The organism is Christensenella sp. KGMB01412, from assembly GCF_055522415.1.
In genome coordinates, this window is record NZ_JBVFVW010000002.1 from 14,691 (window position 1) to 39,246 (window position 24,556).

Here is a 24,556-nt window from a genome sequence, read left to right on the forward strand (position 1 = left end):
TGAATGGGAAAAGGATATCGTAACGGGCCCGGCGCTGCGGCGGCAAGGCAACAGCCGCAACAAAGGAACCGGCAATATACCGTAAGGTCCGGAGCCGCGCCATACCGTGCACAATACAGCACTCCCGCACCGCCTGTAAATAAGTCAAAGCAGCCGCAGGAAAAAAAACAGGTAAAGCACACACATAAGGCAGCCGCGGGCATAGTTTGGGGCCTGTTGAGCGGCATCCTGCTGGATATGCTTCTTCTGATGCTTGTGCCGGAGATACGTCCGGCGGTTTATATTGCGGTTATCGCAGTGTGGTTTTTTTCGGGCCTGCTGGTTTCAGGCTGTAAATGGAAGGTGCGCAGGGCTGCGAGGGGAAGCGTCATTGCGCTTCTGTTTTCAATACCGCTTGGAATTTATATGTATCTGGAAAACGTTGCAGCCGGTTATTGGATTTTGATTTTTATCTGGATTATCGTATGGGGGAGTTTGATTGGGGTTATTTTGGATTAATGGGAAAAGTTAAAATGATGTAAAACACACCCCTTCTGTGAATTATTCATAGAAGAGGTGTTTTTTGTTGAAGAGGCATGGCACAACGTGCCGGGCCCCTACCCTTTTTCCTGGCCCGCGCATTCCGGGCAAAGACCTTCAAACATGGTGCGATGTGAGTCGATGATGTATCCCGTATCTGTAGACACGTCCTCATCCCATTGCTCCTGATAGGGCAGGGAAAGATCCGTCATTTTTCCGCAGCCGATACACATCAGGTGGTAATGGCGCTCCCTCCTGCGGTCAAAGCGGTCCATGTCAGGAGCCTCAACGCGCCTGATTTCACCGCTCTCGGCCAAAAGATTCAGGTTACGGTATACGGTTCCCCGGCTGATTTTGTCATCCATCATACGCGTATCGATATAAATCTGGTCTGCGCTGGGGTGGTCGCCGCGATTTCGGACGGCCTGCAGTATCATCTGCCGCTGGCGGGAATTCCGCAACTGCTTCATAGTTTATCACTCCTGCTGTTATCCCCGCGGAAGCACGCTCTTGCCTCCGCGGGCCGGTCTGGGTTGTCCGGCAAGCATCTTCATGCGCGCAATGCGCGCCGCGATTCGCCGCCATGCTGTAATTTTTTCACGCCTGAACCGGAAGCGTTGCCTTGATAAGACCGTCATTGTCAAGCTTTGACAGCTCCTGCACCTTGCCAAAATCAAGCCCCATTGCAGCCGTTATTCTTCTGCCGTACTCTTCGTCGGCGAGATAACAATGAACCGCATGGCGGTATTTTATATTTTCTGTAACAGGCGCGATATCGGCAGCGGTATTGTCAATCAGCAGTTGCTTTTTATCCTCGGTCATTACACGCCACAGGTCGCCGCCCGCACGGAAACAGTCATCCGTTGGATCGTCCTTGGGATCATAACGCCACATTGCTCCATCGATATCGAGCGGCGGCTCCGCAACCTCGGGCTGTGCCGTCCAGTAGCCAGCGCTGTTTGGCGTATATGCGGGCGCTGCGCCGTAATTTCCGTCTACGCGCATTGCGCCGTCACGATGGTATTCGTTTACTTCTACCTTTGCCCGGTTTACCGGAATCAGGTTGTGGTTAACGCCCAGGCGGTAACGCTGCGCATCGCCGTAAGCAAAAAGGCGTCCCTGCAAGAATTTATCGGGGGAGAAGCCGATGCCCGGAACAACATGGGCCGGCGCAAACGCTGCCTGCTCCACTTCCGCAAAATAGTTTTCCGGATTGCGGTTCAGCTCGAGTTCGCCAACCTCGATCAGCGGATATTCCTTATGCCGCCAGATTTTTGTAATATCAAACGGATTTTCGTAGTGGTTTTTCGCCTGTTCTTCTGTCATGATCTGCACGTACATCGTCCATTTTGGATAGTCGCCGTTTTCAATCGCGTTAAACAGGTCCATGCCATGGTGCTCGCGGTCCATGCCGTTGATTTTCGCGGCTTCTTCATTGGACAGGTTTTTAATCCCCTGCTGTGTCCTGAAATGGAATTTACACCATACCCGTTCGTTTTTATCGTTATAAAGGCTGAACGTATGCTCGCCAAAGAAGTGCATATTCCGGAACGAAGCCGGAATTCCCCGGTCGCTCATCACAACGGTGACCTGGTGGAAGCATTCTGGCAGAAGCGTCCAGAAATCCCAGTTGTTCTGCGGACTGCGCCTGCCTGTCCTTGGATCGCGCTTTACCGCACGGTTGAGGTCGGAAAAATTATGCACGTCCCGGATAAAGAAGGTAGGCGTGTTGTTTCCCACCAAATCCCAGTTCCCCTCCTCCGTGTAGAACTTGGTTGCAACGCCGCGGATATCGCGTTCGCAGTCTGCCGCCCCGCGTTCCCCGGCAACCGTTGAAAAACGGATAAAAACGTCCGTCTCTGCGCCGGGCTGAAGCACCTTTGCTTTTGTATATTTGGATATGTCATGCGTAACGGTGAATTTGCCGTGCGCGCCCCAGCCTTTTGCGTGCATGCGCCGCTCCGGGATCACTTCGCGGTTAAAGTGCGCCATCTTTTCCATCAGCCATACGTCCTGCATCATCACCGGTCCGCGCGCGCCGGCGGTAATGGAATTTTCATTGTCCGGTACCGGGGCGCCTACTTCATTTGTCAGTTTCCTTTTGTCCTGTTCACTCATATCTTTTTCTCCTTTTCAGAGTCGAATTGATTCAGGTCAATCCCACCATATATTTTGCAAAAGGGAATTGGCTTTTGCCTCCCCTGATACAACAGTTTAAATTACCCTTTTAGCCAGCTTATTGCCGTCTTTATCGGGCAGAATGTTTCATAGCGCCAAAAACATTGCGACAATCCAGACATATGCACAGCTTTTGGGCAGCATCAGCATCCCAAGCTTAGGGTACCTGTTTGCGCCGGCTACAACCGGAAGATAGAAAGCAAAGCTGAGAGCGACGGCAAGCCACATCCATTTCACTGCAAAAATGCCGGCCCCATAAACGGCATATAACACAATGACCATAATTCCCATGGCCAGAAAAGGAATATTACGGTAGATTCCCCATTTGACAGGAGGATTCTCATCCAGCCACCTGTTTTGGGGAAGAGCGCACAGGCCAATACGCAGCGCAGCGAGGACATAAATGATGATGGTCCATACACCGGCTCCCCCCGGCAAAAACAGCAGGAGGCCGATATGCCACAGCAGGACATAAAAAACCGTCATTGTAACCGATGTAATGCACTTTCCGCGCCCCAGCGCGCCTTGATAGCGTTTCCTGTTGTTTTGGACAATGGACAAAATACGCGGAACCAGATGAAACGAGTCTCCCCCCACAAGGACAAGGGCCGTGACGCCGCAGAGAACCTGCAAGGGTTGATGGGCGTTCAGAAGGAGGTACAATCCAAGTATAAATACAACGCCAAGGTATAAAATGTCAAAAACCGCTTCAACAAATCCAAAGATACGCTTTTTGTCCATTATGCTTCCTCCGATTTACCAGACCTTGAAATCCGGCGCTTCCCGCTGGGTTTTGCCATCCACAGAATATGAACGGTTACTGCCGCGCCGACTGTAATCAATACCAGCAATAGCCATTCCTTCTTCATCATAATCCCGGAAATAATCAACATTGCCCACAAAAAAGCAAGGCTGCCGGCAACCGTTTTGGCGGTAAGTCCTTTCCTTTTACTGTAATTTTCAATATACTCTTTAAAAAACGGAACTTTCATAATGCGGGCCCGCATTGCGGGAATATAGGTGAAGCAGCCTGCCGCCGCGATTACAAATGGCGTGGTTGGCAATATGGGCAAAACGACGCCAACTGCGCCTAACGCCAATAGGATAAACCCAGCTATAGTAACTACAATCGTTTTGACCGTCATTGATATACCCCTTATCAGTATTGAGTCTTATTATTGAAAGATATACACCCGTTGCAGGTACGCCAAACATCTTTTTAATGTTTTGGGAGTTTTATTTGAAAAAATATACACTATGCCCGATCGATACTGATCCGGGCGGCAGTAAAGCCATTTGAAAAGCGCGTAAAAGGCTGCATTTGAAATTTGTATTTAATGCTCCATAAAGCGCTCCTGAAAATATTTTATAAAAAATATTGAGATTTTTGAATGGATTCAGGAAGCTGAATCGTATCAGTAGTGAAAAACAAATTCAGGAGGAACCCGGAAGATGAAAAAGAGATGGATCATATTGATCGTGGCAGCGGCGGTTGCCGTTGTTGGAACGGCTGCGGGAACCGCAATGGCGGCAGTTCCGCAAAGCGCGGGACATAGCCGCGCGGCGGTGGTACGCCAGACGCGGCAAGCCGCACCGCAGGAACAAACAGCCCCGTCGGAAGCAACACAGGGAAACGCTTCAACGCCAGCCCCAGGTGCGACGCAGCCGGCAGATGTCAATCATATTGCATCCTGCCCGAACCACAATGAAAACTGCCCGTCTGACTGCACATGGAGATATGGAGCAGGGGCAACGCAAACGGAAAGCAATGGATGCCCGTATCACGGTACGGATTGCCCCGGCGATTGTATGTGGTACAATGGTAAAGGCGGGTGCAGCTCTTATGACAATAGCACGGGAGTATGCCCGGAGCACGACGGATATTGCCGGAATGGGAATCATGACACTGCAGGTTTGTCAGGGAACGGACATCATGATGGCGGCTACGAAGCAAGCCATAATGTGAACCATGATGGAGAACATAATATGGAACACAAAGAAAATCATAGCGCCGGCCACGATGAAGACCATAATCAAGGTCATGGCGAAGGCCGGCGTCACGGCGGAAACCATCACTAAACCGGACTGGGGCGGGGAATGAAGAGCGAGGATGAAATACGCAATACAGTGGAAACCTATTCAGATATGGTGCGCAGGGTTTGTTTTGTATACCTGAAAAACAAGGAGGACTGCGAGGATGTATTTCAGGACGTATTTGTGAAGTATGCGACCTGTACAAAAAGCTTTGATGACGGCGAACATTTGAAGGCGTGGATGCTGCGCGTGAGCATCAACCGGTGCAAAGACTGGCTGAAACGCTCTGCGCGGGACGACCGGCCATTGGAAGACTATACCGGTTTTGCATTGGAAGAGAATGACGGCAGGCAGGACGTACTGGAAGCGGTCGCCTGCCTGCCGGAGGATTACAGGACGGTCACGTACCTGCATTATTACGAAGGATATACGGCTCCTGAAATCAGCAGGCTGATCCGCAAAAATACGAATACGGTATATACATGGCTTGGCCGGGCGCGGGATATGCTGAAAGAGAAGCTGGAGGACGAAGCATATGCGCGATAATGATATAAGGGATGCGTTTGAAGCGATAGCGGCTTCGGACGGATTAAAACAAAAAGCGCTGTCCGCCGCTTTGAAGGCGGCAAAGCAGGAGAAAAAGAAGCCCCGTCTCATCATAGCAATGGCGGCGGTTGCTGCAATATTTGTGCTTGCCATCGGCGGCTATGGCATGTATATGCAGCCGACGGCCTATATCAGCGTGGATGTGAACCCAAGCATCGAGCTTGCCCTGAACAGGACGAACAATGTCGTTGACGCCCGGGCATATAATCCTGACGGTGAAAATATCCTTGCCGGGGTTGATTTGAAGGGCCGTTCTTATGAGGATGCCATCGACGCCATTATGGACAAAGAACGCGAGGCAGGGTATCTGGGAGACAAGGCCTATGTCGTGTTCGCGGTGCAGAGCAATAACCCCGCGCAGGAACAGGATTTGATGCAGGCAACGCAGGTGTGCGTAGATTCTCACCATGGCAGCACCCAGACAGAATACGTATCGGTAAGCGAAGAAACGCGTGAGGAAGCGCACCAGCATGGGATGTCGGCCGGAAAATACCAGACCTTCCTTGAACTGCAAAAAGTCGATCCTACGGTGACAATAGAGGACAGCCACCATATGAGTATGCACGACATGAAGAACAGGATCGACGAATGTTCAAAGGATCATGAGGTGGAAAAGCATCAGGCAGAGGACCACGAAACGGAAGATAACAAGACGCATGATCAGGAAAACAGGCATGGCAGGCATCATGGACAGGATTGAAAAACGGCTGGTTATTGCTTCTCATGTAATCGGGAAAAGCCAGGGGAACCCCTGTTTTTTTTGTTGCGCCGGGGTTCAGGTGAAGCGCAATAAATACCGGATGGCAAACTAAAAAAGGTAGGATAACCCGCTTGCCCTGGATAAAAGCTGATGCTTGATACGGGTGTATTTTTTCTGTGGGATGGGGAGCTTGGCGCCATTATACAGATGAACGGAAAAGCGCTTGATCCCAATCACATAATCAGGGTTCACGATATACGAGCGGTGAATACGGATAAAGTGTCCGGAAAGCTTTTCCGTATACTCGGACATCTTGTATGGAACCGTGATGCTGCTGTGTAAGGTATGGATGACAGACTGCATATGGTCGGCGGAGATATATAAGATTTCGCTCTCCGCAATGCAATGCCAATGATGGAGTGCGTCCCTGACCGCCAGTTTTTTTATATCGCCGTCCTGGGCGATTTTGCTTTGTAAATAGAGAAAAGTTTCACGTCCTGCGCGGTAGGGGAAGGTTTCATCTGCCTCCACGCCATCCCAGTCGTTGGAAACATGTATATGGACGACCATTGGCCGCCCTTTTCGCAGCGCAAAAACAAAGGTCACGCGCTGGATCACACTCAAAAGCAGCCTGGAATCCTCTGCAGTGCGGGGATTCAGCCTTCCGGCAGTCACACAGGTATTCTCGTCGCCATATATAACTTCATAAAAAGAGTCGGCGATATCGCAAACAACATTTTGTTCTGCTTTCAAAATACGCCTTATAGCGTCCTTACCATAAGCATACTGACCGTGCACCGGGCCGATCCACATCACATCATCGGCCATCCACTCCATAACAGTATCCAGATTACGTGTATAATGACTTTCCATAATCTGCTGCGTCCATTCTGCGGCGTTATCCCACCAATTTTCCGTTTGATTTTTCGTTTCGATTCCCGCCTTCTCCTGCCAAATAAATTAAGTATATATTTTACCACGTCTGCGGATACTTATGGATTAAAAATAATCGTATCATAAATTGAACTCTATGGAAAAGCGAGCGATTCAGACGCTCTTAGGCGTTAATGGGAAAAATCGCTTGTAAATGGCTTGGCAAAGCATATAATAAGACTTGGCAGGTATGGTTTTACAGCAAAATAACAAAGGAAATAATATATACGAAAGATTCAAATCAGGCAATTACAAAATTCCATTGACGCGTTAATTTAAAATACAGCACAACAAACAAGGCATAGAAACACAGTTGTTTTTCTAAGCTGTCTTTCCTGATGTCAAAAACACAATCACGATTATATTGCGAAATAAAAAAATCCCGGCTTTCGGGATGTATGGCTCGTAAAACTATCCGTTTTACGACAAGGCGGTCAAGAGCACTAAAACTATATATCTTTTCTTCGAGAATAGCAAATAAATCCTGACTTGTCAACACTGATATAGGATTCCAAAGCCATTTTCAAGAGGAAAGCATATCGATTCAGTGCAGAATACAGGCAAATTTCACGTGTTACTTCATAAGCCGTCAACTGAGCCGTCAGCAAATAATCTTAGAAAACGAGAGGATAGTTGCAATGGCAAAAAAGGGAGAAAATATCTACCACAGGAAGGACGGAAGATGGGAAGGGAGGTACATTAAGGGCCGCAGGGAAGACGGGAAACCCAAGTTTGGCTATGTGTATGGAAGGCAATATATCGAAGTAAAGCGGAACCTGACCATATTGAAAGCAAAAGCGGCAAAAAATCCGTATTCGGTGCAGGTCTATCAAAACGGAACGCTGGAGGCATGGGTGGATTACTGGCTGGAAGTGCTGACGCGCCCTTATGTGGATATCTCATCGTACAGGATATATAAAAGCCAGGCGGAAAGGCATATCATCGCGCGGCTTGGAGGGATGCAGCTTTGCGAAATCACAGAGGAGGTATTGCAGGATTTTGTGAATACGGTCAAAAAGGAGCTTGCGCCCAGTATGGTGCATAACGTGTTCCGGCTTTTAAAATCGATTCTGGTATCGGCGAAGGAACGAAAGCTGATACAGGAGATTCCATTTGGGAAGATCAGGAGGCCGCAGAACAGGATCAGGAAGCCGCGCGTGCTGGCATGCTCCGAGCAGGCGCGGCTGGAGCGGCACATCGAAAAGACCGGGGAGCTGGAATACCTCGTAAGCCTGTACAGCGGGCTGCGTTTGGGGGAGGTCTGCGCCCTGAGGTGGGAGGATATCGATTTCGAAGAAAACATGATCTATGTAAACCATACGCTCAAGCGGGTTTCCTGTGAAAAGGGCACGCAAAAAACGGCAATCATACTGGACAGGCCCAAAACGGATAATTCACAGAGGGAGATGCCGGCGCCGGCATTCCTGATGTGGAAGCTGCGGGCAAAAATGTCGCAGGATAACGCAGCGCCATCGGATTTTGTATTCCAGTGCAGAACCGGCGGATATATCGATCCGCGCACCATGCAGGCGCGGTTTGCACGGGCAATGAAAAAGCTGAAGATACGCGGCGCGCATTTCCACACACTGCGGCATACGTTTGCGACACGCTGCCTGGAACAGCGGGTTGGGATAGAGACGCTGAGCGAGCTGCTGGGGCACAGTACGCCGCAGATTACGGTGAAATACTATGCGCACTGCACACGTGAAAACAAGATACAGTCGATCAGGCGGCTGGAAACGATCGCCTGCTGACGGGAATAAGCCGTCATAAATCGTCAGGAGTGCACCTTGAAAACCGAATAACAGAAGAAAAAACGGGATATGGCATAAAACGGATAGTTTTACGATATTCCCTTCTAACGAAACCGTTGAAGGGGAACGGCGGCTTAAATGTGTTTATACGTAAGCCGGCAATCGGAACAGCAAAATGAACATATCATCATATCACATTTCGAGGCGTGTGATGATATGCAGACAAAATTGCGTCCCGCTGCTGTCAGTATCAACAGGATACCATAAACAGGCGGTCATGGGCATTAAAGTTACAAATTGTTCAAGTTTTTAATGGTGGGGTTAAGACATGCGTAGAAACAAACTATATAAGGCAATATCTATTTTATTGGCGGTACTTACAATTTTGTCGATGGGGACGAGTGCGTTCGCAACGGCAGGAGGGGAGCTGCCTGTAGCGATTCCAGAAAATGAAACACAAAACAAAACGGCGTCGGCGACGGGAGAACCGTCATCCAGCCACGCCCCTGTTATTGAGCCCGATACACAGGCGCCGCCTACGCAAATAGATGCGCCTGCACAAACCACGCAAACACCAGCGCAGCCGGAATCCACAGACATTTCGATTGCTTCGGTTGACGACCTGAAAAAAATCGGCGCCGATTCGTCATTCCCGTTAGACGGGACATATATCCTCACAAACGATATAGATGGAAAACAGCCGGATGGCACGAGCGCAATCCTTGCGCCCATCGGCTCTGTTGACGCGCCGTTTACAGGAACGCTCGACGGCGGCAATCATAAAATCTCCAACATAGAAATCAAAAATGAAGACGTGTTCGAGCCGCGCAGCGGCTTTTTTGCATTATTCGACGGCACGGTAAAAGACCTTGCCCTGCTTGACGTTACCGTTACGGGTAATACGGCGGGCATATTGGCAGGGACGTTTGGCGGCAACGCACAGGTAAGCGGCCTGTTTATCACGGGCAGCGTTGAGCAGCCGGTTTTCGCGGAGGATACGAAGGAAGATCAAATCCCTTTGTTCATTGCGGGCGGCCTTGCGGGCGCTGCGGAGGCTTCCGAAGCCCCGGAGCAGAAAATCGAAAACACGGCAGTGTTCGCGACCATAATGGAACAGCAGACGCAAACGGCGGAGGAAGACTCGGCAAAAGAAGCACCCGTAACAGAACCCAACAAGCAGCTTGGTTCATTTATCGGCAGCAACAGCGTTCCCGCAGATAAATTCGCAAACAACATCTGGTCGTCCGCTTATGGGCAGGATGGCGCTTTTGGCGTAGACAGCGCGGTCAATGCTTCGGATGGCGTTTCCAAAACAGAGACGTCGCCCAAATACCTTGCGCTGATGGCAGGGCAGAGCGGGGTGCTTTCCGCGAATACGAAGGCGGGGGAATCGTTTGGCCTTACCTTCAAAGGCTGGGAGACGGAGGAAGCAATGGCGTCCCTGTCCTCACAGACAGACAAAGACGTGACCGTGACTGCGGGTGAAACGGTTGGTGCAACGAAGGTAACGGCGGTCTATGAGAAAACATGGGCGGATGCAGTCAAAACGGAAATACGGTTCCAAACCCCGGTGATCATCTCGCAGATGATCGACGAGGAACAAAAGCTGGAGCCCGTCGATCCGGTGTTTCCCACACAGATCGAGAAGATAGAAAAGCTGGAACCAATCGACGATGTATTTCCAACGATCTTAAGCGAGACCGTGCCTTTACAGGAACCGGATACGCCGGGCGCGGTCAACGAGATATCCACATGGGAGCAGCTTAAAAACATAGGGAATACAGAATACAATACCGCGTACACAATGGACGCGGATTATGTGCTTTCAGCGGATATCGTTGCGGAAGAGGGAGACTACACGCCCGCCGGCACGGAGGAAAACCCGTTCAGCGGAACGTTTGACGGGAAAGAGTACGTTATTGACCTCGCAAATAATACCAAGATAGAAAAGAATCAGATATATTACGGGCTGTTTGGCGTGGTAGAGCCGTGGCATACGGGTGAAACGGCGGAGGACGGCACGCAGCTTGAAAACGATGCGCTTCTGCATAGCAGCTTTACGCCGGAACAAACGGGCGCGCTTCCGTATGGGCGCATCAAAAACCTGTATCTGAAAACCGATCTCGAGGTGCTCGTGCAGCCGTGTGATCAGGAGGTTATGCCCGGGCAGAATGTGGAATTCAACGCCGTCGCAAACGACCAGCCAAAGCTTTCCTACCAGTGGCAGGTGAGCCGGGATAAAGGCACAACGTGGAGCGATATCCCCGGCGCGACAGCTTCCCAGTATACTTTTACAACGCAAAACGACGAATCCCAAAACGGCAATCAGTACCGCTGCCGGGTGGAAAAACAGGATATACAAAGCTCTCCGGCTCTGTTTTCATTATTCAGCACGGATACTGTGGCGGACACGGACAATGCGACTACGCTCTATTCGCAGCCTGCGACGCTTAGCGTGAACGCGGCGCTGTATTCTGTGCGCGCGGTAACGGGGAACCCGAACTATTATATGGATGGCTGGAGCGGCAGCAGAACCAATGAAGCCAACCGCGCGATGGTGTGGTTTGGCAGCTACGACCAGTGGGGCGACGCAAACGGCGAGCCGGTTTTGAACCGCGTACTGTACAGCGACGACAGCCGCATTATGCTCCTCACCGAATACATGATGAAAGCGGTCGGCTATGACAGCGCAAACGACGGTCGTACGCCGCATTATTACAGTACCACATGGAACCGCAGTTCCAATATGCGCGCGTTTTTGACAAATGGTTCCGCTAATTGGGGTGGCGCCACACTCAATTATTCCTCATCGGGATACTTGAATTCGTTTAGTTCCACCGAACGCTCATGGATCAGGGATACCTACCTTTCTGCGGAAAACGGAGGAGCACAGTTTAATGAGTCGTACGGCGGAAACGTGACGGATAAGCTCTTTTTGCTGACGCTGGGTGAGATACAAAACACCCGTTATTTCCCGAACGACACTACCTCTCGTACGGCGAAGGCCACGCCAAAGGCAAGCGGAGAGGGAAGCATGATGTATACGGGCGTACACGATATGTGGTCGGTGCGTACGCCTGCGGGAGACGACTATATCAACCTGTCGTCCTTCAACGGGCAGATTGGCGCACCGGTCGCTATTTTTGATAATTATAACGTAGGCGCACGCCCCGCAATGAATCTCGATACGAGTAAGGTCTCGCTTGTCGCTGCAAGCAACACGGGCGGTGCGCCGCGCGTCAATGGTACCCTTACCAAGGCAAAGGGCGACGCGGTAGACAAAAACAGCCAGTGGCAGCTAGCCTACGGAGGAGATTCGCAGACGTTCCGCGTGTTCGCCAAGGGTGGCGAAACGCTGAACGTGACAAATGTAGGGAAAAAAGATAATCGACTTCAAATTACCTATGATAACGCTTCTTACGGCAGCGGAAATTACCTCGGCGTCATGCTTGTTAATATAGATACGCACGAAAAATGGGTGGCACGCGCAGCAAACATCAATAGCGCATCGGGCAGCGTGTGGATAAACATTCCGGCGGGAAGCATGGTGAGCGCAAACTGGGAGCTTTATACATGGAACGAGAGCGAGAACAATCGGCGTACCAGCGTACCCAATGTCAATACGCCGGGAACGCTTACGGGGCTTGCGCCGGAAATCACTAATGTGAGCGTTAATCCGGGCGGATGGGCGACAAACAAAAATGTAACGTTTCGCGTACAGGACAACAACGGCACGGGAATCAACCGTGTGTTTTGGTCGGATCGTTCAGGACAGGCAACGGGGAATCAACTTACAGATCAGGGAAACAATACCTATAAAACACCGCAGATGTACCCAAGCGGCTCTAACACTAGCCGTACCATCTATCTTGTAGCGTATTCCGGTGACGGTGCGCGTGTTGAAAAGGCAGTGACCATTTCGCAGCTTGATAATATTGTCCCCTCGGTATCGGCAATCAATGTGACGCCCAATGCAGATGGAAATCGATTTGGCGTATCCGCTGTGATTACCGATAGCGGCAGCGAGGTTAACAGGGCATTTTTGTCACAAAACAGTTCCGCTGCAAGCGGAAATGGGATGCGAAAAACCAGCGGAGACAACTGGTCGATCAGTGACTTTATCGGCAATGGCGTTTACTATATTATCGCCTATGACAACGCTGGAAACCGCACGGTTTCGTCTGCGTTTACCCTAAAGCAAACGTCTCCCATAATTGCTAACGCGGCGGTGATCCCCAACGCCTGGGCACAGGAAAAATCTGTTGCGGCTAATGTTACAAGCCGGAGCGATAGCGGGATCAACCGCGTGTTTTTCAGCACAACGAGCGGTGCGTCTTCCGGTACGCCCATGAACCTGTCGGGCGGAGTATACACCTCTACCGGCGGTGTCACCGCGAACGGGACGTATTATGTGGTAGCGTATTCCAATGATAACAAGCGCGCTGAAATCAGCGTGACGGCGGATAAAATAGACCGCACCGGCCCGGCGATCAGCGGTCAAACAATAAGCGGTCTAGATGATTTTAAGGCAAGCGCCCTCGTGACGGATATCGGCGGAAGCGGCGTAAACCGTGTTTTCATTTCAACAGACCAAAACGCGACGCAGGGGATTGCGTTAAGCAATACATCGGGCAATACATGGCAGTCTGATGTATTTACCCTTCCCGGATATTATTACGTCATCGCTTATGACAACGTCGGCAACCGTAGCGTAACGGCAGAAACGATCAAAACGCCGCTGCCGCCGCCGATTATTAATAATGCGGTACAAAACACTTCGGATTATGCGACATCCAAAACATTTTCCGCGACGATCACAGACCAAAGCGGCTTTGGCCTTGATGACAGCAAAATTTTTTATGCGGCGGCGTCCGGGGCGACAGAACCGCTTTCTTCCGCTTATCTTTTGACAAATGAAGGAAGTGGAGTATACCGTTCGGGTGCTATCCTTTCAAACGGCACCTATTACATTGTGGCATACGACCTTTACGGCGGACGCAGCGAAGCGCCGGTCATCGTCTCACAAGTCGACAGTGAAGCACCGCATATAGAGGCAGCTCAAAACCCTGTGGGCTGGGCACAAAAAAAGAGCCTTGTTGCAACCGTGACAGATGCTGTTAGTGGCGTAGATCGCGTATTTTGGTCAACCGATCAGAACGCGACAACAGGAACGGCAATGGAAGCATCAGGAAATATTTATCGGTCAGGAAGTCTTACAACAAATGGAACCTATTACGTTATTGCCTATGACAAGCTGAGCAACAGAAACGTAGAAACCGTTACGGTAGATAAGATTGATACCATACCGCCTGTGATTAGTGATGCCAAACAAAATCTGGAAGGAGAAACACCACTCCCTAAAACTATTTCTGCAGAAGTATCAGATAATAGTAATAGCATTAAAGAGGTTTTTTACAGTAAGACAGCGACAGGGGCAACTGGCGGCACTGCTTTGTTATTATCCAATCAAAGATATGTTTCACCAAAGATCGAATATAATGGAACGTATTATATCTACGCGATTGATGAAGCGGGAAACTGTACTCCGAACGGAATGCCCGTCATAGTTAATGGAATAACCGAGCCGATAACGGAAGATGACCCCGTCTATTGGATGGGAAACACACAGATATGGTTTGGAAACTATTGGCAGAAAAACAGCACTGAAAAAACACCGATTCTCTGGTTGAACACAGCCAGTGACGGAAGCGGGGCTTATGGAAACAGCATTTTCTTGTTTTCAAAATACGCTATAAATAATACACGGCTTGGGCATGGCGGCTATCGTGAAACTCCTATGAGAGAGTGGCTGAATGGACCCTCGGGTATGTTGGGGCATGTAGTTGCAACTGAATATGCGCCTACCTATACAGGACAGAAACTCCCTTTTTACGAGGCGGCATTTACGACAGCCGACAGAAACCTTATTTTGACTACGCCATTGAGTGATATATCGGACGATGTGCTGGATAAAGTCTTTTTAATAAGCCCTACCGATCTACCAAATATGGATAATGATAGTAGAAAAGCGGCAAGCACAACGTACGCTGAGACAGCGCAAATACTACCACCTACCCTCTCCTACGATCCAACTTATAGATATGACTATGTGTTAAGAACGAACGGAGGAGCATACTGTATTCAGCTTTCTACAGGCAACTACGGTGATGGATACGTCGGATCGAGCTATTGCGTAAGGCCCGCAGTAAACTTGTCTGCAAATAAGACAATGCTTGTTCCTGCATCTTCAACAGGGGGAGCACCCGCCGTAACAACAACGCTGAATACCGCAATGACATATAACATATCTACTTCGTATTCCAGTTCTTATGGCGTGGACAATGAGTCTGCCCGTGTATTTGAGCGCGGCGGCGCAAACGCGCCCAGCGCAGATATTACTGCAACCAATCTTAATAACGGTAAGGTCCGTATATCCTACAGCAATATGGCAAACGGTGGCGACAATTACATCGCAATGCTGATTGTGAATACATCTGACCGCAAAAAATATATGGCACGCGTTATGAAGGCAAGTGCCGCGTCCGGAAGCGTTGAAGTTACCCTGCCAAGCGAAGTCCCGGCAGATTTGACAGGATATAAAGTATTCACATGGATCGAAAGCGAAACATATAAGCAGACAAGCGGATACACGGGCAGCGGCGGCGGTGGCGGTGGCGATGAAGATACAACAGCCCCCTCGATTACAAACGCGCAGCAGACTCCTATTGAATGGTCTGCGGCCAACAAAAAAATTACTGCGACAGTGACAGACGATGTCGCGGTTCGCGAGGTATATTATTCTACCGACGCGACGGGTGCGCTTTCGGGCACTGCGATGACCAATACGGTGGGCGATACTTACGAAGCGGCTAACATGTCTGCCGGGACATACTATGTTTACGCTGTAGACACCAGCGGTAACCGTACTGCAAACGGTGTAAAGGTGATCGTTGACAAGATCGATATGAGCGCTCCGTCTATCACAGACGCCAAGCAGGACGAAACGGAAACGGGCGCGGAACTGGTGATCACAGCGAACGTGGTCGATAGCGGCAGCGGTATCCAACAGGTTTACTGGTCTACGCAGGCCACGGGTGCGACGAGCGGCACGGCGATGAGCGTAAAATCGGGCAATGTCTATACCTCCAAGGGTACGGGTATCGGCGCGGTGGGAACCTACTATATCTATTCCGTAGATAAGGTAGGAAATCGAACCGCGGCAGGCGTTCCGGTTACATTAGGCGATATTGTGCCCCCGCAAATCACCGATCCACTTACCGAGCCAACGGGCTGGGCGCAGGAAAAGAACATCAGCGCGGCAGTAACCGACCTTGGCAGCGGCGTACAAAATGTATATTATTCCCAGCAGGCTACGGGTGCAACGTCTGGCATCTTTATGAAAGATATGGGCAATGGCCGCTACGCGGCATATTTTGCCATCACCTCGCCGGGCACCTATTATATTTACGCTGTGGATAAGGCGGGCAACCGCACGCCGAGCGGCGTGGCGATAGTGGTAGACCAGATCGATACCGTCGCCCCCGCCATCACAAACGCGGAACAGGATATGGCAAAGAGCACGTATGGCTCCGCAGTATTCCACGCGACGGTGACAGATGCGGGCAGCGGCATCAAAGAAGTTTATTGGTCGACTGCCCCCAGCACCGCGGAGGGCGGCGATACGGGCACGCCCATGACGCATACGGGTAGTGGCATGTACGAGGCCACAGGTATCACTGCGTCGGGCGAATATTATATTTATGCGGTAGACAATGCGGGCAACCGCACACAGGATGGCGCGTGGGTTAATGTGGAAGTACAGGATTTCCCGTCGCCCGTCGTGTTCAATGCGCGTCAAAATCCGCAAAGCTGGGCAAAGAACAAGACGATTTTAGCACAGGTGACGGATGACGCTTCGACGGTCGCAAAGGTGTTTTATTCCACACAGGCACAGGGCGCGGTGTCGGGGGAGCCGATGCTGCTCAATACCATCCCCGACGACGTGGGGAATCCGCCGCCGGCAAACGAATATACCTCGCAGGATATTCTTGTGGCGGGGACATATTATGTATATGCGGAAAACGAGAACGGTTACCGCAACAAAGAGGGCGTGGAGGTCGTTGTAGACAAGCTGGATAACGCCGGGCCGGTCATTTCAGGCGAGACGGCGAAGCCGGACGATTGGTCGACTCAAAAACACGTGGAGGCAGCGGTTTCGGACGGCAGCGGCAGCGGCGTTATGAAAGTGTTTTTTTCGGCGTACCCGGAGGCAGTGGTGCCTGCGGGCGACGCATACGTTATGACGCTTGATACGGCGGCAGGCGTATACAAATCCGGCGATATCAATATTGAAGGCACCTATTACGTCATTGCGGAGGATGCGCTTGGCAATCGTTCGGTTTCCGGCGAGGTCGGTTTGTCACAAATCGATACGGAAGGCCCGGAGATATGGAACTATCGGCAATCACGCTCCGAGCTCATCACGGCGGTGGCGCAGATCGCCGACAATGGCAGCGGCATTTCACGCGCCTTTATCTCCAAGGATAAAGCGGCGACAGCGGCGGCGGAAAGCAAGTATATCTTAACGAGCCTCGGAACCGGCAAGAGCGAATACGAGACGGGCGCGGGCATCGACGTGACGGCGGACGGCGAATATTATTTCGTGATTGCCTACGATAACGCGGGCAACCGCAGCGTATCCGACGAATTTATAGTAACGGACGAATGGGGTACAGGGCAGCCGACGATTACGTCAGAGGCGCTGCCCGACGGCTGGGCGCGCGAGAAATATGTGCGCGCGACAGTCACGGCGGATACGTCTGTTGACGCGGGCAATACCATTGTATCTGTGCATCTGAATACCAACTCGAACCTGAGCAAACCGGACGATCCGGGCAGCATCCGCCTCACGAAAGATGCAGATGGTTACTGGATTTCACCCACCATGACGGCGAACAACAACTATACGGTATTCGCGATCGACAAAAAAGGAACGATCGGCTACGGCGACGTGGGTGTTACGAAGATCGACCGCGACGCGCCTGTCTTTGGTATACCCGCGCAAAACGAGAAGGGCGTAACGGCGTTTAAGACCGCGACAGTGGACATTATGGACAGCGAAACGGGCAGCGGCGTGGCGCGCGCCTTTATTTCCGAAAACCCGGACTCCACGGAGGCGGCAGGCGACGAATACAATATGACGCGCGCCTATGGAACGGAAACGTGGACGACGGGCGCGGTGCGCAAGGAAGGCACGTATGTCGTGATCGCCTACGATCAGGTAGGAAACCGCGCGGTTTCGGAAAGCTTCCAGATCACGGATATCGATCCATACCCGCCGGAAATCAAGGTTCCGCCTATGCTGAAATTGGGCGGAGCGTCAGGATCGATTGTGCTATATACGGATATCACGGATGTAGGCAGCGGCGTTGACCGCGCATTTATTTCCACGGACTGGACGGCGGAACAACCGGTTGTCGACCGTGACAAGGGGCTCTATGCCTACACGATGACGCGTGACGGCGATACAAACAGATGGCAGACAGGCGACATCATAGAAAGCGATTTTGTTTCGTATTATATTATTGCGTACGATGCGGCAGGCAACCGTACGGTGACGGACGCACGCTATGTGGTAGAAAACAACGATACCGATCCGCCGCAGGTAACGGCGGTGCAAAATCCGGAGGGCTACGCCTTTTATAAAGGGATTGTTGCCGATGTAACGGACAATATGAGCGGCATAAAACGCGTGTGGTACAGCGCGGACTTTATGAATTCGACCTTTATCGCGGCGAACGAAATGACGATTGACGCGGTAAGCGGTAAATACAAAACACCGATCGTGGGCGATTATGGCGGTCATGAGGTGTTTGGCGAGAACGGCACATGGTATGTTTACGCGGAGGATAACAACGGAAACGTGACAGTGCGCGGCACGCAGGTAGTGATCGACAAAATCCAGAAAGACAGCTTTATTATTTCATCCATTGACGTACAACCGGAGGGTTGGGTTAACGCCTCACGGACAGTGACGATGACGGCCTCGATCGTGAACCCGAAGGATAGCACGATGACGGAGGTCTATTTCTCGGAGGATCCAAACGCCGATAGCGGGACCACGCCGGAAACCGTAAGTCAGGGGCAAAACGGGATGTCTACCGCGAAGCATACTTTTGCCGGCGTGACGACGGATAAAACATATTACCTCAACGTACGCGGGTTGGGCAGCGAGGGCAATGCACTAGAGGCGCGCGAACGCGAACCGTTCCATATTACGATCGACGCGGATTACCCTGTAATTTCCAATATCAAGCAGGAAGCGGTGGGCGCGGTCACGGGAGATTATGCCAAGGCGCGCCGCGTTTTAGCGACCATAACGGATACCGGCGGCAGCGGAATGGGCGATGTATTCCTTACCACGGAAAAAAGCGCACAGCTTCCTTCGGACGGTTCGCTGCCTGAAGGTGCGATCCGCATGACAAAACAGCTTCTATCGGACACCTATTCTTCGGCAGACGTGACGAAGTCGGGTGATTATTGGATCATTGCCTACGATACGGCGGGCAACCGAACGGTAAGCGCAAGCGCCGTACGTCTCGAGAAGATCGATATGGGCGCGCCAACGATCGGCGGCTTTACACATACGCCCGCGACCTCGTCTTCGGCATGGGGCAAGGGCGCGGATTATACGCTGAAAGCGACGGGCCTTTTGGACGACAACGCGGTCGCGGAGCTGTGGCTGGGCACGGAAAACAACATCGCCAAGGCAACCAGGGTGGCAGGCTATACGGCGGGAACGGCGGCGTGCGATATCCCGGTCAATCCAAGCGATGGAATGATTGCCTATTACCTGTGGGCCAAGGACGGCGCGGGCAACGTAAGCGAAGTAAAAACAACCACGGTTTATAAAGATACGCTCGGGCCGACGGTGATGGTGAAGGAAGGCAAAAACGCATGGCAGACATTCCTCAACATTGTTACATTTGGTTTGTATTATCAGGACGATACCACATTCTCCATCGAATCGTTCGATACGCAGCCGGTGGACGTGGGAACTGTGAGCGGCCTGAAAAACACAAAATATTACATCCGTACGGTAGGCGCGGCTGCGGGTGCGGTCGAGGAAACGTACGACGAATTCATTACGGCTTCGGCGGGCTGGGTATGGACGGACTATACTGCCCTTACGGACATCCGGCTGACGGCAACGCCAAATGTGCGCCGTGTGATTTACGCACGCGCGGAAGACAACGCAGGAAATGTTTCGTATGTCAACAGCGATGGCATGGTGTTTGACAACGCTGCGCCGACGATCAGTGCGGCGAAGCAGAGCACGGACGGCTGGGCGCAGGAAAAGACAATCTCCGCGACGGTGGCGGATGCGACGGCGGGTGTTTCCCGTGTGTTCTGGAGCGAGGACAATGCGGCGGAAACAGGCAATGACGAATACACCGTAGTGGCGGGAGAAGAACCGGTAAGCTATGATTACGCTCCGGCAACGGTGTTCAGCGATCCGCTTGACGCAGTGGGCAAGGACATATATATTATCGCTTACGACGCGGCGGGATACCGCAGCATTCAGAAAGTAAATATCAACAAGATCGACGGAACGGCTCCGGTGATAGGTGCTCTGACACACGATCCGCTTACGTCGATCAGCTCGCAGGGGACGACGGATGCGTATACCCTTAAATTAACAGGCGTTACGGATGACATCCAGGCGACGGAAATCTGGTACGGGACGCAAAACGACATCTCGGCGGCACAAAAGTTCGACGGCTATACGCCGGGCGGCGCGGCGTGCGATATTCCCGTCAGCGTGCAGAAGGGTTGGGTAACCTATTACATATGGGCAAAAGACGCGGCAGATAATGTGAGCAGCGTAAAGAGCACGACTATTTACAGGTCAAACGCGCCCTTCGCGGACAAGACGGATCCGATGTATTGGATGGGCCAGAAAACGGGCGGCGACACAAACCGCGCGATGGTTTGGTTTGGAAATTACTGGCAGGCGAACAACAGCACGCAAACGCCTGTCTTGTGGCGCGCGCTTTCTTCAAATGAAAAAAATCCTTATACGGGACAGGTAACCCTGCTTACGGAATATGCGCAGAATGCCGCATGGTTTGATAAAACCTCGGCGTATAACCAATATTGGTACAACAATACAAACCATACGTCGAGCGATCTGCGCGCGTGGCTCAACGGTATGGACGGCATGGTCACAGACAGCGTTGACAGCCGCGCCAAATTGGCAACGGCCTATACGGGCATAAAGGCGCCTTACTATGAGGCGGCGTTCAAAGATACGGAAAAATCGCTGATTCAAGCGACTTCGGTTGCAATGGAAGCAGGACATGCAAGCGGTTGGGGCGGACGCTATGGAAATGCAGGCAGCGCCTATACGGTCGGAGATAAAATGTTCCTGCTGTCAGCCGGAAATTATACTGACACCAACCTCTTTTCGAACGAGGGCACCAGCAGGATGGCGCTTGGAACCACGGTTTTCATCAATAAGCAAACCGTAACGGGCGATGGTTTTAACTATGTAAACTATACGTCGCAATGGACGCGCAGCCCGGGGACGAGCGCTGCCGAAAAGAGCATAGTTCTCAGTTCTGGCGGTGCCGTTGGACAAGAAGAAGCTACGTCTTTAAGTGACCGCAGCGTGCGCCCGGCCTTAAATTTCGATCCGCAAAGGGTGATGTTTGTCGCATCGGCAAACAACGGCGGAACGGCGGCGACAAACACGGCTCTCGCTGCGGCGGGCGGCAGCTCTCCCGGAGCGTTTTCACTGACGCCTGACGTGGGCGGCGCGACGCTTCGCGTATTTGAGCGCAGCAACTCTAATACAGAGCTGACTGTGAGTAAGGTGGAACAGGCGGGAACGAACTTTACGGTGACGTACAGCGGCGCGTCATCCTCCGCGAACAACTATATGGGCGTTATGCTCGTGGATGAAACGACACAGAAAAAGTATATCGGACGCGTGGCAGCGCTGAATGCCGCCGCAGGGACGGCGAAATTCCATATGCCGAACGACTTTACATCCGCAGACACCTATCGTTTGTTCATCTGGAACGAATACGAAGACGGTGATTCCAAATATGCTTACCCGCGTTACACGCAGGCAGATGTTGATTTTGAAAAACCGACGGTGGGAGGCTTGACGCATGTGCCCGCTTCAACTGCGGCCGGCTACAGCAACGCTTCCAGCTATACCCTCAAAGCGACGGGCCTTGCGGACAATGTGCGTGTGGAAGAGGTATGGTACGGTACACAAAACGATATCACCAAAGCACAGAAAGTAAACGGTTATACGCCGGGCAGCACGGCGTGCGATATTACGGTCAGCCCGGCTGATGGCGTTACAACCTATTACGTATGGGCAAAGGACGAGGGGAATTCCAGCGAAGCCAAGAGTACTGTCATCTATAAGGATACGAAAAAGCCGACGACAGGAAACCCAGGCGCCGGGGATGAAGATTGGAGCACGGCAGCAAACGTTACGATTACGGTGCCAAATGTAAAAGACGATACCTCGGTTACAACGAGCGTCAGCGGTGTTGCAAAGGTGCTGGTCGATACAAAAACCATTGCATCGGCCGGTCAGGCAACGGCCAAAACCATGACGCTTTCGGGCGAAACGGCGACGATCACGCTGCCGCAGACCGACGGGACGACGACCTATTACGTCCGCGCGGTAGATGGAGCGGGCAATTTAAGCGACGAGAAAACACTGAGCATACAGCAGGATACGACGCCACCCGAAGTCAACATGGTTCTTTCTACCACCGGCGTGCAGCCAACCGGAGAACATCTGGTCAAGGCTGGCGGCGCGGTAGACGAAACTTACGTAAAGTACCGCTTTACAGGGTTCACAGAGCCCGCGGACATCAAATATGATACAGTATTCTCGGAAAATGCCGGGGCAGTCACCGTTTGGGCGGAGTTAAGCGATGACGGAAGCGGCATCATAACGGAAGGCGTCCCGAAGTTTGGGGTATATTTCAGCGATAAGCCGCTCACAAAGGAGGAGCTTGCCGCACTGCCCGACAGTAAGTGGAATGGCAGCGTCTGGGGTGACGGACGCGGCATCATGGATTGCCCGATGTTTGATGAAACCCAACAAAAGGAAGGCAAATTCATCGTCTATGCGCGGGCACAGGACCAGGCGGGTAACTGGGGTTACGCCAGCACGCAGGGCTACCTTGTAGACCGTTCCAACCCGACGGTTTCGGACGTGAAATATGAAAAAGAAAATTTGACGGCAGACGGCTGGTCGAGCAGTATCAAGGTATCTGCGAAGATCGACGATGTGGCCAATTATACAACAGGCGCGGCACAGGCAGGGGTGGACGAGGATAACGTCTATGCCGGCAGTTACATGCAGTCTGACGGGAGTTATGTGAGTATGTATGGCTTCCCGGTGAAGGAAGCGGACGGTCGGTGGAGCATGACGTTCGATTTTTGGCCCGATCCTGATTTGAGCGGAGTGGGCTTTGTCCCTTGGGATTTGTCGTCGAATACCGTTTTGGGCTTTACAAAGGTTGATCCGGATAAACGTGCGCCCGGCGATCCGAATTTCTTCTACGGCATGGACGACCAAAACCAGTCGTGGAACAGGACTTTCTTCCTGTTTGACGAACTGACGAAAATTGACGCAGTCGCCCCGGATGTGGCAGATGTCGTGCTTGAACCGACGGCAGATTCGTGGAGTCCGTCAAAGTTGGTCAGCGCGAATATTACGGATACGTCGGCGTGGATCCACAGCGGCGATCCCAAGCAGGATGTGAACGGAAAATGGTATACGGATCCGGATTACACCGATCCATATTACGACCACGGCGAGGGCGGCAGCGGTGTGAAGGAAGCGTTCCTGTCCACAAATAAGGACGCGAACGCTGCGGACGCGGGCAGCATCCCGGTTACGCCCAAGGACGGAAAATATTCAGCGGATATCGCGAAAAACGGTACGTATTATCTGATTACAATCGACAATGTTGGCAATCGTGCGGAAGAATTGGTCGGCACGGTCGGAACCATAGATTTTACCGCGCCGGTAATTGGCAGCGTGACGCATGATCCGCTGACAGGCGGAGGGAGTTTCAACAACAACGAATCATACACACTCAAGCTGACGGGTATTGCCGACGCACAGCCGGGCGCGGACGAAGCCAAGAGCGGCGTCGCCGAGGTATGGTACGGCACACAAAACGATATCACAAAGGCGCAGAAGGCAGGCGGCTATACTGCGGGCGGCGCGGCATGCGATATTACGGTCAATCCGCCCGAGGGCCTTACCACATATTATGTGTGGGTAAAGGACGCGGCGGGAAACCTGAGCGCTGTTTCACAGATGTAGGACGGATTTTGCGGACATTCAAAATAAAAAAGAATGTGGAGGTAACAGACAATGGCAAAATCATTATTTGAGGAACTGGGCGGCAAATACGAAAGGCAAGGGGATTATTTGATACCGTGCTTAACTGTACCCGCCGAAGAAGAACAGGCAATAGGCATCTGGGGGCAACGGCATTTAGATTATCTAAAACAGTACCGTAAAGTTACATACACCAATCTTCTTACAAGCGGCAGGCTAAACGCCTACCTTGCCGACATCAACAGACAGGCACAGGAACGCTTTGAAAGGCTCATAGAGGGTATGAAACAGGCACAGGGCATAACGGAACAGCTAAAGGCAGAAAACGCCTTAGAATGGACAGGATGCCTCAATAACATAAGGGCTTGTGCGAGGGAGATTGTGGAAAAGGAAATTATTTTTGCATAAACAGATGATTAGTGGCAGGGGGAAATCCTGCCGCTTTTT

Annotated in this window: 12 protein-coding genes and 1 pseudogene; 8 read left to right on the top strand and 5 right to left on the bottom strand. The window is 51.7% G+C overall.

Annotated elements, in window-relative coordinates; all coding sequences use genetic code 11:
- Positions 1–3: 3 nt before the first annotated feature.
- Entirely contained in the window at positions 4–498 is a 495-nt protein-coding gene (locus ACS5WU_RS03275; RefSeq protein ID WP_046443952.1) for a hypothetical protein, read from the top strand.
- A 98-nt stretch (positions 499–596) separates the two neighbouring features.
- Here ACS5WU_RS03275 and ACS5WU_RS03280 read toward each other — a convergent pair whose 3' ends face one another.
- The 4 genes from ACS5WU_RS03280 to ACS5WU_RS03295 form a co-directional block, all read right to left on the bottom strand.
- Positions 597–989 (bottom strand): Fur family transcriptional regulator, encoded by a 393-nt coding sequence (locus tag ACS5WU_RS03280; RefSeq protein WP_046443953.1) that lies wholly within the window; start codon positions 987–989, stop codon positions 597–599.
- A gap of 127 nt (positions 990–1,116) precedes the next feature.
- Positions 1,117–2,637, bottom strand: coding sequence for a catalase (locus ACS5WU_RS03285; RefSeq protein ID WP_302760100.1), 1,521 nt, complete (start codon positions 2,635–2,637; stop codon positions 1,117–1,119).
- A gap of 147 nt (positions 2,638–2,784) precedes the next feature.
- On the bottom strand, positions 2,785–3,438 hold the full coding sequence (locus ACS5WU_RS03290) for a hypothetical protein (RefSeq protein WP_046443955.1): 654 nt from the start codon (positions 3,436–3,438) through the stop codon (positions 2,785–2,787).
- Positions 3,438–3,842 (bottom strand): YbaN family protein, encoded by a 405-nt coding sequence (locus ACS5WU_RS03295; RefSeq protein WP_302760099.1) that lies wholly within the window; start codon positions 3,840–3,842, stop codon positions 3,438–3,440. The genes ACS5WU_RS03290 and ACS5WU_RS03295 overlap by 1 nt, the downstream gene beginning before the upstream one ends.
- A gap of 307 nt (positions 3,843–4,149) precedes the next feature.
- Between ACS5WU_RS03295 and ACS5WU_RS03300 the strand changes: the two genes are divergently transcribed.
- Genes ACS5WU_RS03300 through ACS5WU_RS03310 form a run of 3 tightly spaced genes read left to right on the top strand, consistent with a single transcriptional unit; the run spans position 4,150 to position 6,037 of the window.
- The gene (locus ACS5WU_RS03300; protein ID WP_302760098.1) at positions 4,150–4,776 is read left to right on the top strand and encodes a hypothetical protein; all 627 of its coding nucleotides are present in this window, start codon (positions 4,150–4,152) and stop codon (positions 4,774–4,776) included.
- An 18-nt stretch (positions 4,777–4,794) separates the two neighbouring features.
- Entirely contained in the window at positions 4,795–5,277 is a 483-nt protein-coding gene (locus ACS5WU_RS03305) for an RNA polymerase sigma factor (protein ID WP_302760097.1), read from the top strand.
- On the top strand, positions 5,267–6,037 hold the full coding sequence (locus tag ACS5WU_RS03310) for an anti-sigma-I factor RsgI family protein (protein WP_302760096.1): 771 nt from the start codon (positions 5,267–5,269) through the stop codon (positions 6,035–6,037). The genes ACS5WU_RS03305 and ACS5WU_RS03310 overlap by 11 nt, the downstream gene beginning before the upstream one ends.
- Before the next feature lie 108 nt (positions 6,038–6,145).
- Here ACS5WU_RS03310 and ACS5WU_RS03315 read toward each other — a convergent pair whose 3' ends face one another.
- Entirely contained in the window at positions 6,146–6,910 is a 765-nt protein-coding gene (locus tag ACS5WU_RS03315; protein ID WP_302760095.1) for a LytTR family transcriptional regulator, read from the bottom strand.
- A gap of 698 nt (positions 6,911–7,608) precedes the next feature.
- Here ACS5WU_RS03315 and ACS5WU_RS03320 point away from each other — a divergent pair.
- From ACS5WU_RS03320 to ACS5WU_RS03335, 4 genes and pseudogenes are all read left to right on the top strand, one after another.
- On the top strand, positions 7,609–8,724 hold the full coding sequence (locus ACS5WU_RS03320; protein ID WP_465088941.1) for a tyrosine-type recombinase/integrase: 1,116 nt from the start codon (positions 7,609–7,611) through the stop codon (positions 8,722–8,724).
- Positions 8,725–11,368: 2,644 nt separating this feature from the next.
- Complete coding sequence (locus tag ACS5WU_RS03325; protein WP_465088997.1) at positions 11,369–24,091, top strand: DUF6273 domain-containing protein; 12,723 nt, start codon at positions 11,369–11,371, stop codon at positions 24,089–24,091.
- Positions 24,082–24,162: pseudogene (locus tag ACS5WU_RS03330) on the top strand (helicase); the annotation flags it as partial. The gene ACS5WU_RS03325 and the pseudogene ACS5WU_RS03330, both read left to right, overlap by 10 nt.
- Positions 24,143–24,517 carry a TnpV protein gene (locus ACS5WU_RS03335; RefSeq protein WP_001129922.1) on the top strand — a complete coding sequence of 125 codons (375 nt, stop codon included), beginning with the start codon at positions 24,143–24,145 and terminating at the stop codon, positions 24,515–24,517. The pseudogene ACS5WU_RS03330 and the gene ACS5WU_RS03335, both read left to right, overlap by 20 nt.
- Positions 24,518–24,556 lie beyond the last annotated feature (39 nt).